At 49.8% G+C, this 12,250-nt stretch carries 13 protein-coding genes; 3 read left to right on the top strand and 10 right to left on the bottom strand.

Features of this window, described 5'->3' with window-relative positions; genetic code table 11:
- Window positions 1–176: 176 nt before the first annotated feature.
- The 7 genes from ACO6VE_RS18830 to ACO6VE_RS18800 form a co-directional block, all read right to left on the bottom strand.
- The gene (locus tag ACO6VE_RS18830; RefSeq protein WP_422447998.1) at window positions 177–617 is read right to left on the bottom strand and encodes an ATP-binding protein; all 441 of its coding nucleotides are present in this window, start codon (window positions 615–617) and stop codon (window positions 177–179) included.
- A 2-nt stretch (window positions 618–619) separates the two neighbouring features.
- Window positions 620–952: an STAS domain-containing protein gene (locus ACO6VE_RS18825; RefSeq protein WP_101747520.1), complete on the bottom strand. Its 333-nt coding sequence runs from the start codon at window positions 950–952 to the stop codon at window positions 620–622.
- A 50-nt stretch (window positions 953–1,002) separates the two neighbouring features.
- A complete protein-coding gene (locus tag ACO6VE_RS18820) occupies window positions 1,003–2,172 on the bottom strand; it encodes a PP2C family protein-serine/threonine phosphatase (protein WP_422462865.1) in 1,170 nt (389 codons plus the stop codon).
- Between the two features lie 36 nt (window positions 2,173–2,208).
- Entirely contained in the window at window positions 2,209–3,246 is a 1,038-nt protein-coding gene (locus tag ACO6VE_RS18815) for a mechanosensitive ion channel family protein (RefSeq protein WP_422462863.1), read from the bottom strand.
- Window positions 3,247–3,392: 146 nt separating this feature from the next.
- Window positions 3,393–4,412, bottom strand: coding sequence for a beta-N-acetylhexosaminidase (gene nagZ / locus ACO6VE_RS18810; RefSeq protein ID WP_422462861.1), 1,020 nt, complete (start codon window positions 4,410–4,412; stop codon window positions 3,393–3,395).
- A gap of 26 nt (window positions 4,413–4,438) precedes the next feature.
- Window positions 4,439–4,921 carry a L,D-transpeptidase family protein gene (locus ACO6VE_RS18805; protein WP_422448008.1) on the bottom strand — a complete coding sequence of 161 codons (483 nt, stop codon included), beginning with the start codon at window positions 4,919–4,921 and terminating at the stop codon, window positions 4,439–4,441.
- Between the two features lie 34 nt (window positions 4,922–4,955).
- Complete coding sequence (locus ACO6VE_RS18800) at window positions 4,956–5,585, bottom strand: TetR/AcrR family transcriptional regulator (protein WP_422448010.1); 630 nt, start codon at window positions 5,583–5,585, stop codon at window positions 4,956–4,958.
- Window positions 5,586–5,731: 146 nt separating this feature from the next.
- Between ACO6VE_RS18800 and lexA the strand changes: the two genes are divergently transcribed.
- Together lexA and ACO6VE_RS18790 are read left to right on the top strand one after the other, a co-directional pair.
- Window positions 5,732–6,328 carry a transcriptional repressor LexA gene (lexA, locus tag ACO6VE_RS18795; RefSeq protein WP_209201430.1) on the top strand — a complete coding sequence of 199 codons (597 nt, stop codon included), beginning with the start codon at window positions 5,732–5,734 and terminating at the stop codon, window positions 6,326–6,328.
- A 194-nt stretch (window positions 6,329–6,522) separates the two neighbouring features.
- Window positions 6,523–6,954: a hypothetical protein gene (locus tag ACO6VE_RS18790; RefSeq protein ID WP_422462859.1), complete on the top strand. Its 432-nt coding sequence runs from the start codon at window positions 6,523–6,525 to the stop codon at window positions 6,952–6,954.
- 20 nt (window positions 6,955–6,974) lie between these two features.
- On the opposite strand, the gene ACO6VE_RS18785 is transcribed toward ACO6VE_RS18790, so the two are convergent.
- From ACO6VE_RS18785 to topA, 3 genes are all read right to left on the bottom strand, one after another.
- Window positions 6,975–7,217, bottom strand: coding sequence for a hypothetical protein (locus ACO6VE_RS18785; RefSeq protein WP_101747527.1), 243 nt, complete (start codon window positions 7,215–7,217; stop codon window positions 6,975–6,977).
- 128 nt (window positions 7,218–7,345) lie between these two features.
- Window positions 7,346–7,822: a DUF6586 family protein gene (locus ACO6VE_RS18780; protein ID WP_422462857.1), complete on the bottom strand. Its 477-nt coding sequence runs from the start codon at window positions 7,820–7,822 to the stop codon at window positions 7,346–7,348.
- A gap of 282 nt (window positions 7,823–8,104) precedes the next feature.
- Window positions 8,105–10,747: a type I DNA topoisomerase gene (topA, locus tag ACO6VE_RS18775; RefSeq protein ID WP_422448016.1), complete on the bottom strand. Its 2,643-nt coding sequence runs from the start codon at window positions 10,745–10,747 to the stop codon at window positions 8,105–8,107.
- A 1,026-nt stretch (window positions 10,748–11,773) separates the two neighbouring features.
- On the opposite strand from topA, the gene ACO6VE_RS18770 reads away from it, so the two are divergent.
- On the top strand, window positions 11,774–12,250 hold a 477-nt coding region (locus tag ACO6VE_RS18770), incomplete at its 3' end, for a hypothetical protein (protein WP_422462855.1).

Below are 12,250 nucleotides of genomic sequence, written 5' to 3'. Positions count from 1 at the left end.
CAATCTCCGTTCACCCTGAGCGGAGTCGAAGGGTGACTGGCACAGTCTTTATTCAGGGTATGGATTTTATGTCCTTCGACTCCGCTCAGGACGAACGGAGTTTTGAAACCCAGAAATGTGTAAATTATTTCAGGACAGCTCCTAAATGACCCCATCAAATGTATTGAAACTGTGTACTAACTCCTGATCTGCTTACTCATGATAAAACTGTTTTTATCCCCAACAGTCTGATACTCAACGTTATCCATCAAACTCTGGACGATCGGCAACCCTCTACCGCTGCACAGCCACGCCGCAGGATTGTCAGGATCCACTGACATATCCCTGCTCCCCAGCTTACCCTGATCCATTGGCTTACCCCAATCACTGATGGTCAGCATTAAGCAAGCCTGCAAAAGACTGACCCCAACCTCAACCTTATGCCCCTTTTCATTACCATAGGCGTGCTCGATGGCATTATTCACAATCTCAACCACACACAGCTCCACACGATTCACCTCAACCGGGGACAGTGTTGTCATGGCACAAAGGCCCCGGACAGCCATGGCAACCAGGGTGGTATTCGCCAGCTCACTGTCAATCTCAAGCCTGACAGCCTGCCCCTTTTCGTCGGTCATGATTACTTCTCCTTAATGGCCTCGGTCACTGTAGGGAGAATGGTAAACAGCTTGTCCATAGAGGTAAGACTGAAAAGATCCATAACCGCAGGCTGGGCACTGGCCAGCTTCATGGAACCGGCTCCCCCCATTTTTTTCAGACCTGCCACCAATGCCCCCAAACCACTGCTGTCCATAAAACGCACCTGGGATAAATCAATCACCAGGTTATCGGAGCCATTGTCGATCTGGTCAAACAGATAAATCCTCAGAGGCTCTGATAAAGATGCATCAAGCCGGGTTTCGTCGATTGATACGATGGTATGCCCGGCATCATTTTTAGAATCAAATGGCATGTCGCTCTCCTTGCGTTATAAACGTTGCGTAATTAATAAGGCAAGCCTGGTTACGGCTGCCACTCCAGTACCAGATAAGTTACATCATCCTCAAAAACATCCGCTCCGGTCCAGTTAGTGATGTCCTGCTCAACCCGGCTGATCATGGCTTCAAGGGTGTGATCAAAAGCATCTTCCAGAGAAGCTACCAGCCGGTCTTCACCAAACATTTCACCGACATTGTTTTCACACTCCGTCACCCCGTCGGAGTAAAGAAAAAGTCGGTCACCAGGTTGCAGTGCAATAGTGACATTTTTATAGGTCATGTCCGGCATCATACCTATCGGTACGCCACCACAGGCAATTTTTTCGACAGATTTTGAACCGCTTTTCAGCCACAGTGATGATGGATGGCCAGCCTGTGACAACGTAACAGAACCGGTGCGGCTGTTGATTATCCCATAGGCAATGGTGAAGTAGAGCATCGACTCAGGTTTTGCCTGAAACTGCTCATTCAGACTCACCAGCACTTCATTGGGTTCTTTTATCCGATAAAAAGGTGGCTCGCTGAATGACGCCTTAACCAGCGATCCACTCCCGTCCTCACGAAGGGTATTGTTCAATGAAAAAGAAAACAGTGCTGAAGGAATACCATGTCCGGCTACATCCAGTTGATAGAAGCCCAGTGTCTCTCCATCAAGTGCCTGATAACCAAACATATCGCCACCAAGAATGCGGCTTGGTTTGAAATACCAGTTAAAATCCACACTCTGAATTTTCGCTGGCTCAGAGAGCAGACGAGCCTGTGTTTCTGCCGCCGACTCCAGGTCTTTTTCTATGGTATGTATTTTATGTTCAAGCGCCGCTTTTAATTCGATAATTCGAATGCCGGCATTCAGGCGCGCACCAAGCTCATCAAAATCCACTGGCTTATTGATAAAATCATCAGCACCACGGTTAATTCCTTCCACCACGGCCTCACGATCCGAGTTACCCGTTAGCAGCATGAAATAGATATAGTACCCAAAATCACTGTTACGGATCGCCTCACACAGCTCGATACCATCCATATTGGGCATCATCCAGTCGCTGATGACAATCCGGATATCAGGATGGCTTTCCAGAACATTCAGTGCTTCATAGCCGTCTGATGCCTCAAAAACACGATACCCCTGCTTTTTCAGAACCACAGACAAAATCATTCTCTGGTCACGGGCATCTTCAACAATCAGTATATCCATTAGCCTTGTTATCAATTTTCATCGTATTGAATATAACTACTGTGTTATCGACCCATCTGAAAGAATCCTTCGAGTCGGATAAGCGAATAACGCCCCTTCCTCGTTAACAACCGCTGCAATCAGAAGCAAAATAGATTGTTGAGCTTTTAAAAAACCAACACGATCCGTTCTTGTGATATGCACCCGAACCTGACATAAAAGGGCAGAATCATCATAACGGATGAAAACGGCATAATGAGGCTCACGACTGTCAACCTCGGGAACCTGTTGAACAAGATCATCTATGCGACTGAGAATGCGGGGTATTTTGCCAATATCCTCGTAACGAAGAGCAAAATTTTCAATCATTCGGCGGTTTTTCATTCGAGTGGCATTCTCCACCACGATGCCGGTAAAGATTGAGTTTGGAACATAAATAGGCCGTCTATCAAAGGTTCTTATTTTTGTCAGACGCCAGCCAACCTTTTCGATATGCCCTTCAATGGATCGGTCCGGAGAGCGAATCCAGTCACCCTCGGTAAAAGGACGATCCAACATCAGCATTAATCCACCGAAAAAGTTTGCCAGCCAGTCCTTGGCAGCAAGACCCAGAATAATACCGCCAATACCACCAAAGGCCAGAAGGGTTGACAGGCTATAGCCGAAGGCCTGGGCAAGACTCAACAATGTAGAAACAACGATAATCAGCTGCACTGAACGGGCAATCACTGAAGGCGATAAACGCTCACGCCACCGCTCGCCCATGGAATCCAGCACCTCTGGCATATTCAGGCTGATTTCCCAGATAAACCAGGCCGGATAGATGGTCAGAATGAGTTTTTGAATCAGTTGCAGGGTTTCATTGACATCCGACCGCTCAAGCCCCGGCCAGTAATGCGCCGAATAGAGAATGAACAACACCCAGGGCAGCGTCAGCAAGGGTCTGTGCAGTATGTTGATAGCCAGGCACCAGAAGACCCGTTCCGGCCCCTTTTGCTCACCATGGGCCAACCACTTTATGCCATAAAATGAAGCAGCAGCCAGCAAAAAGGCAATCATCAAATGAGAATAGAACGAGATAAATTCGGGGTTCATAATCGGGATCATTCAGGGATTTCAGTTGGTTATTTTTATAAATTGTAGCCAGTTTGTTTACTATCCTCTTTCAAGCATTCCTACAACCGCTTAGAAAGAAAGTTTCCCTGAATTGCCGGACGGTGATGGCCATGGCACCATTAAAGTCAGCCTGTTCCAAAAGCTTCTACCAGCATTTTACGCGCCTTCCTGTAGCGCTCTGACTGTTCAAGAGACGCCCAGTCAGTGTAAGAGTCAGGCATCAAACCATCCGGACCGACACCCTGTAAACCCGAGCCGTCTATCTCAGCCAGTACCTCCCGAACCCCCTGACGATTACAGATAATCAGGAGATCACAACCAGCATCCAGGGCTGCCCTGGCCCTGGCAGGATAACTGCCGGTTTTCGCCGCTCCCTCCATCGACAGGCAATCGCTGATAACCAGCCCCTCAAATGACAGCTGATTGCGTAACACCCCTTTCAGCCATTCTGAAGAATAACCCACCGGATGCCGGTCAATAGCGGGAAACAGGATATGGGCCGACATTAATGCCTCAACCCCCTTTTGAATCATTACCCGGAAAGGCTCCAGGTCCGACTGACAGATCTCATCAAAAGTACGATCATCCAGGGGAAGGCTCACATGGGAATCAGCATCCACATTCCCATGGCCCGGAAAGTGCTTGATAACCACAGACATTCCCGCTTCATGAACCCCATCAATCCACAATGAGGCCAGGTGATTCACCTGCTCAATCGAACGCCCAAAAGCCCGATCTCCCACGATCGACGTTTTACCATGATCAATATCCAGCACCGGCCCCAGGCAAAGATCTATCCCGCAGGCCAGCAACTCAGAGGCCATCAGCCAGCCTGACTGATAAGCCATCTGATACTGCTGATCCGGGTCAAATGCCCCATAAGCCTGCGCCGGGGGTAGACGGGTAAATCCGTCCTTGAAGCGTTGCACACGCCCACCTTCCTGATCCACACAGATTAACAGATCCCGACGAACATTCCGGACAGAACGAACCATGGCAATTAACTGTTCCCGACTCTGATAGTTCCTGGAAAAAAGGACAATACCCGCAACACCGGGCAGGGAAAGCAGCTGGTGTTCTTCGGCGGTCAGCTGCACTCCCTCGAGATCAATCAAAAGAACACCACGGTTCAGGCCTGTTGGCACGACTCTATCCTCTAAAAAAAACGGTATCAGCTAAGCTGTATATCTATCCTGGTACCGGTATCTACACGGTCAAACAGATCGATAATATCTTCCCCATGCATTCGGATACATCCCCGCGAGCCGGGTTCACCCATCACTGCCGTATCCGGCGAACCGTGGATATAGATATAGCGACGCATGGTATCAACATTACCCAGCCGGTTATATCCGGGCTCCAGGCCACTGAGCCATAAAATTCTGGTTAATATCCAGTCCTTTCTTTCAGGGTACTGCTGACAAAGCCCGGGGGAATAAATCTCACCGGTAAAGCGACGTCCGACAAATACTGAATTAGTCGGCAGACCGGCACCAATTTTCGCCCGGATAACATGCTGACCAAGAGGTGTTTGCCAGCTCCCCTCCTGCTGCCCGACTCCCTTGCTGGCAGTAGACACAGAATAAACACGGCGCTTGCCGTCCTTCTCATGCAGCACCATCTCCTGACTGGCAATATGAACAGTAAGATGCATCGGTAAATCAAGCTCTGTATGGTTAAATGATCCGTCAGGTGTGCGATCTTAGACCTGCCGCCATGAAAGGCACCATCTTTCTCATGATATCTTCCAGTTCAGTCCTGACCCCATAATCGCTTTCCGCAATAGCCCTCAGTGCATCCGCTCCTGAAAGGGTAAACACAGCGGAACCCAGAATAAAATAGACGCGCCAGAACAGGTCATTCAATGGCAACTCAGGACACGCTTTTACCAGCAACTCCAGATAAGCCTGGAATACTTCCCCGTAGACGTCGCGCAAATATTTCTTCAGATGCCCCTGGCCCTGTGTGTAGGCCAGGCCAATCATCCTCATACAAACAGAGAGATCTTCAGGGCTGCGGGGTTTAACCGCCATGATCTGATCCACCAGTAAATGAAGTATTTCTTCCAGATCAAGAACGTCATTATTATCCTGATATCGCACAAGAGCCCCGGAAAGATTGCTGACAAAAGGATCAAGAAAACGGGAAAAGACCGCCTGGATCAGGGATTTTTTGGAGCCGAAGTGGTAATTAACAGCGGCCAGGTTAACACCCGCCTGACTGGTAATTGAACGCAGCGAGGTCTCTGCGAACCCATGCTCAGCAAATAACTTCTCGGCAGCGTCCAGAATCCTGTCTACTGTCGCTGACTGTGACATGTCTGTAAAACCTCCAATGTAAACATTTGTTTAAAACTAACGTTTGCCAACTGAAACATCAAGTTAGATTAATAAGACAGGGGTGGTTGCAGTCAGCAAAATACTGTATATAATTACATGTACTGTATAAAAACACAGATTTAATCATGTATAAATTGACCAAGCGCCAGACTGAGATTCTTGAACTGATCAAATCTCATATAGAAGAGACCGGTTTCCCCCCCACTCGTGCAGAAATCGCACAGACCTTCGGGTTCCGATCACCCAATGCAGCAGAAGAACATCTCAGAGCCCTCGCCCGCAAGGGAGCTATCGAGATCACCCCCGGAACCTCAAGAGGTATCCGAATCCCCGGCACTGAATCTTCCGGCCTGCCTATTGTAGGACAGGTTGCTGCAGGAAGCCCCATTCTTGCCCAGGAACATATTGAAGACCACCTGTCCATCAACCCTGATTTCTTTTCCCCCAAAGCAGACTTCATGCTTCGGGTAAAAGGGATGAGCATGAAGGATATCGGTATTCTTGACGGGGACCTTCTGGCTGTCCATAAAACATCAACCGCAGCCAATGGCCAGATTGTCGTTGCCAGAATTGACGACGAAGTAACGGTCAAACGTTTTGAACAGGTTAAAAACAGAATTTACCTGCACCCGGAAAACAAAGAATTCAAGACAATCGAAGTAGACCTCAGCGTTGATACCTTTGCTATCGAAGGACTGAGTGTGGGGGTTATCAGGAACTAGTGCGGCTAAGCGTTATTACCCGTAAACCACGTTCACCCTGAGCGGAGTCGAAGGGTGCTTGGCACGATCTATCAGAGTCCGGAGTTTCCGCCTTTAGGCCCTATGGGTCCTTCGACAAGCTTCAGGACGAACGGTATGGGCAACAGCGCTTAGCAGCACTAGACCCTGACGATCTCTGATGTAGAGGACCTGACATGCAAGCATTAACACCATCATCCAGTCAGAACGGTAACGCTCCCTGCATTGACAGTGAACCTGTCAGCTTTATTGATGAGCTGATTCTCTCAGGCCCGCCCTGGCAATCAGGACGTTTTCTGAAGACTGTTCTGTATGAGCTGGCTAACCATCAGGATCAACGCTGGCTTACCCTGATACTGTCCAGTGAACAGGCAAAAAGCACCATAAACTGGCTGAAGTCATCGGGCATCAGCAGGCAGCGCCTTCAGGTTCTCAACCCTTCCGCAGTGGCAGACCCACTGAAACTCACTCGCAAGGCACTGGCCTCAGGCACCAGCCACACCGTGGTCAGCTGGATCGAGCAGATGGATAGCATCACACTCTCTGAACTCGAGACCGCCGCTCGCTCAGGTCGATGTCAGGGACTGGCAATCAGGAACAGAGGATAACTGGAGGGTCTGTATGACGGTTAATGAAGAACCCGGTTTTCAGGGATGTATTCTCCAGCGTCAGCTTCTGTTTTACGCCCGACTTCTTCTATGCAGGCATCCAGCATAGCCTTGGCTACCTCCACCTGATCTCCCTGGAGAAAGTCAAGCAACTCCCGGGAGAATGACATGGTAACCAGAGGCTCGGCGTTCTCCTCATCACTGCGACGCAAAACGATTTCGCCGGAAGGCAGTTCAACAATTTCAAGAAACGACGCTGACATAAATAGTGATACCGGGATTTTAGGGTTAGCGGTGAAGCATTGTGCATTAGCCAGCAGAGGCTTTCAAGATATCAGCCCTAAAGAGCTGAATATGGCTGGCAATGAACAAACCTGAAAACATCAGAAACCTACCACTCCAGGCTGAAGTTCCGACTATAGGTAACCAGCTCCTTCAAGGACTCAAGCACAGAAAGAAAGCCTTCTGACTGATCAAACCGCACACTATTGGCATTAAACAGAGGAATTTCATTCCGCTCAACACTTTTACGCTGTATAGGCATGGCACAGTCCTGATGACTTTTTAATAACGCCGACAACCAGGAATCATGTTGCTCAAGACGTTCAATGTACTGCAACTCAGTAGACACCTCTCCCTTATGATGAACACTGTTCATTGCCTCATCAAGAGAGGGTAGCTGATTTACCGGCAAACGGTAATTCGTCATAATTTCCGCCAGTAACGAGCGGTAAGCCTGAACCATTGCATTCAGACAGGCCTCACGAAATGCCGACTTGGCAAGATCATCAGCATCTTCCCAGGCATCCAGCAACAAACGGGCGTGAAAGAGCATTTTATTGGTATATCCCTGCCAATTGTTTGTCATAACCAACTCCATCAATCTTTCGGGAACAACTTGTGCTTTGTCGAACTCAAAGTTTATAAGTAGCTGGCCATATGAAATCACATATTTCTGGCTACTTGGGCAGGTGCTATGCGAGGCACAACGGAGGGAGCATAGCCGTAGCTATGTGACCGGAGTTGTAACGAAGCATAGTGCCTGAACAAGGAGTCAGAAATATGTGATTTCATATGGTTAGCTACTTAACAGCCATAATACAACAGGGCTTCATAGCCCTGTCTCACGAACCTGGGGTTTGAGATAAATCTAACCGGACTGGCGCTTTTTAGACTGCTTTTCATGCCAGCGGCCATCTTCAAATACCGCACTCCAGCCCGTTGCCTTACCATCAAGCTCGGACATAACGTACTGCTGTTTGGTCTTACGGCTGTAACGAATAATTGCCGGATTGCCATCAGGGTCCTGACGGGGAGCATCCATCAGATAACCGTATTTAGGGTCGATCATGGCCTGATGGGGCAATAGCTCCGCCACCAGCGGAGCACGGGTCTCTCTGTTCTTGGGAAATTGACTGGCCGCAAGGAACAATCCGGACGCGCCATCCCTGAGCACATAATGGTCATCAACTTTTACGCACTTTAACTCAGGCATGGGCACTGGCTCCATTTTGGGTGGAGCAGGCTCACCACTTTTCAGCAACTTTCTGGTGTTCTTGCATTCACTGTTGGTACAACCAAAATATTTGCCAAAGCGCCCGGTTTTCAACTGCATTTCACTGCCGCACTTATCACAGTCAAGTACGGGGCCATCATAACCTTTTAATTTGTAACTCCCCTTCTCCACCTCAAAGCCGGAACAATCAGGGTTGTTACCACAGACGTGTAACTTTCTCTGCTCATCAATCAGATAGCTTTCCATCGCGGTAGAGCACTTGGGACAACGACGCATGGCTCGCAGGGCATTAACCTCGGCGTATTCATCATCGGCGTCTTCCACCTCTTCACCGGGAACCAGGTTAATCGTCGTTTTACAGCGTTCCTTCGGTGGCAGTGAATAACCGGAACAACCCAGAAACACCCCGGTCGATGCAGTACGAATCATCATGGGTCGATGGCAAGTAGGACACTCTATATCGGTCAGGGAGGGTTCATTTGCGCGCATCCCTCCTTCACTCTGTTCAGCCTGGGTTAACTGAAGGGTAAAGTCGGTATAAAAATCATCAAGAACCTGCTTCCAGTTTTTTTCACCTTCAGCAATATCATCGAGTTTCTCTTCCATTCTTGCCGTGAAGTGAAAGTCCATGAGCTCATTAAACGACTCATTCAGACGATCAGTGACAATATCGCCCATTTTTTCCGCATAAAAGCGGCGATTCTTCACTGAAACGTAACCACGGTCCTGAATGGTGGAAATAATCGACGCATAGGTCGACGGCCGACCAATACCCTGTTTCTCCAACTCCTTGACCAGTGCCGCTTCGCTGAAACGGGCCGGTGGGCGGGTGAACAGCTGTTTGGGGTCCAGTTTTTCCAGGGTCAGGGCTACCCCTTTTTGCAGATCCGGCAGAATCACATCTTCGCCTTTTCTGGCCAGAGGCTTTTGCACCCGGGTATAGCCATCAAACTTCAATGTCCGTCCCCTGGCTTTGAGCTGATAGCCGTTAACGTCGACGACCAGAGACGTACTGAGATACTCAGCAGGCGTCATCTGACAGGCAACGAACTGACGCCAGATCAAATCGTACAAACGCTCCGCATCCCGCTCCATTCCAGACAGATCATCAGGCTTTAACGTAACACTGGATGGTCGAATCGCTTCGTGAGCTTCCTGGGCACCTTGCTTGCTGCTGTACAGATTTGGCTGCTCCGGACAGTATTGATCACCATACTGTTTGGCAATAAAGGACCGGGCACTGGCAACCGCATCCTGACTCAGATTGGTGGAGTCGGTACGCATGTAGGTGATGTAACCCGCCTCATACAGGCGCTGCGCCAGCATCATGGTTTTCTTGACACTGAAACCCAGGCGCGTGCTGGCCGACTGCTGCAGTGTTGATGTGATAAAAGGTGCCGAAGGCTTGCTCTGGGTTGGCTTATCTTCCCGGCTGGTCAGAGCGTATTGACCCTGCTGTAACTGAGCCAGGGCTTTATCCGTTTCCGCCTTGCCTGTTGGCCTGAAATTTACCCCGTTCTCTTTCACTACCTGAAAACGGACGGCATCACTCCCGGCAGCCTGGAGATCGGCATAAACTTCCCAGTACTCTTCAGGAATAAAACTGCGAATTTCCCGCTCACGCTCCACCACCAGCTTGACAGCAACGGATTGAACACGCCCGGCAGAGAGCCCACGGGCAATTTTTGCCCAAAGCAGCGGGGAAACCATGTAACCAACCACCCGATCCAGAAACCGGCGGGCCTGTTGAGCGTCAACCCGATCCTGATTTAACTGCCCGGGGGATTCAAACGCAGACTGGATGGCTTTCTTGGTAATTTCGTTAAAGACAACACGGCGATAGCGCTCCGGGCTACCACCAATGGCCTGCTGCAAATGCCAGGCAATGGCTTCTCCCTCACGGTCCAAATCCGTTGCCAGATAAATGGTGTCAGCGTTTTCTGCCAGACGGGCAAGTTCGTCAACGACTTTTTCCTTGCCCGGCAAAATCTGGTATTGCGCTTCCCAGCCATTATCGGGGTTGATCCCCATACGGTCGATCAACTGCTCACGGGCCTTGATTTTCTTGCGGCGCTCACGCTCCTCAGGTGAGAGCTTTTTAGTCTCGGCAGCTGCCCTGGCCCTGGCCTTGGCATCCACGGTTTTCTTCGGCCCACCCGCTGTTGGCAAATCCCGAATGTGACCCACACTGGATTTGACAACAAAGTCTTTGCCCAAATATTTGTTGATCGTTTTCGCCTTTGCAGGCGACTCCACAATAACTAGCGATTTACCCATGCTGCCTTACACGTCCTGTCATCTGTTCCAATGTTCTGGCTGGTCAGATCTGTGAGCAGATAAATCGCCCATCATACTCAATAATCAGACCTGCTGAAATAGAGTCTACTCGCCAGAACAAGAAAAGCCGGGATAGAAATTGCTTCAATATATAAGGCGAAGTCAATAATCGGTCAAGGAAAACCATCAACCTCGTTCCCGTAAAGGAGTGGGTTATTTTCCTGTATGATCCGGTACAGAGCCTTATTTCCAGTACCTTAAAGCCACTTTCCGACTCGAATATTCTGGTCACATTTCCTCCGGGCAACTCAGCACTCAAACACCTGTAACAAAATCAGGCTGCCTGACTTACCCATCACTTTTTTATGCAAACCAGCCATGCGAACCTGCATATTTTCATGGTAATCAGTAACGGCTGAAACCCTTAAACGCTTAACACGGTTTTACCTGTTAACTCAACCATAACTATTCAAAAGCCTGATTTCCGTTTGAAAATCATCCGGATAAAGCAAGCCTGCCCCAGTCATTTTCGATTGGCCATACAATCAGTTTTGTAAATATAACCCGCTGACAAAAAAGCCCGGAAAAATCGGGTTACCGGAGTAGGAAGTGATTTGTTGCTATAACAGCTTGTGTAATCGCACTTGTCCTGGCTGCATTAATCATCAGGCTATAAAGCGGTACTCATTCTGCGGGGATTGCAAGAGTCAACATCTTCATATTCGCCAACATCTTCATTTATGTGTTCATGACAGGGCATCACCTGTTCCCGGAGTTCCTCATAAAACGGGGCCCCTTGCCCGTATGGGTGGTTGTTCCGGTAGTAGTGGTTTTTTCAGTCCGAGCGGCTCTTGAGGTGGCCTTCCGGATCGTTGTTCACCGGCAGGTTCCCCTCTTGCCTCTCCCCTGAAGGTTTCTATCATCGGTTTATCAACCTCCTCCTGTACCGCAGTATTATTGATTGTCACCAATTCCTGCAGGTCATCCGCATCGGCGGGGGATGACCTGCGGTGATAATGACAATAGATGTACACCCCTGCCACACCAGCAACCACAAAGGCTGCAGCCCCCAGGGCGATACCGGCTATTGCGCCGGTACTCAGGGTAGCCGCCAGCGGTGTACTGGTGGGCACTGCCATGGTGGTCCCCGACAGGCCGGAAAAGTTCATGGCGGGGCTTGATATCGTCGCATGCGGTGCCGCACTGGTGGGCAGTGCCATAGTGGTCCCCAGCAGGCCGGAAACGTTCATGGCGGGGTTTGATACCGTCGCCTGCGGTGCCGCACTGGTGGGCAGTGTCATGATGCTGGCCCCCGACAGGCCGGAAATGTTCATGGCGGGGTTTGATACCGTCGCCTGCGGTGCCGCACTGGTGGGCAGTGCCATGATGCTGGTCCCCGACAGGCCGGAAACGTTCATGGCGGGGTTTGATACCGTCGCCTGCGGTGCCGCACTGGTGGGCAGTGCCATGATGCTGGTCCCCGACAGGCCGGAAACGTTCATG

The sequence above is a fragment of the Endozoicomonas sp. ALB115 genome (assembly GCF_049310245.1).
Classification (GTDB): domain Bacteria; phylum Pseudomonadota; class Gammaproteobacteria; order Pseudomonadales; family Endozoicomonadaceae; genus Endozoicomonas.
The sequence above is the reverse complement of the archived record's forward strand: the minus strand, read 5'-3'. Positions and strand labels throughout refer to the sequence as shown.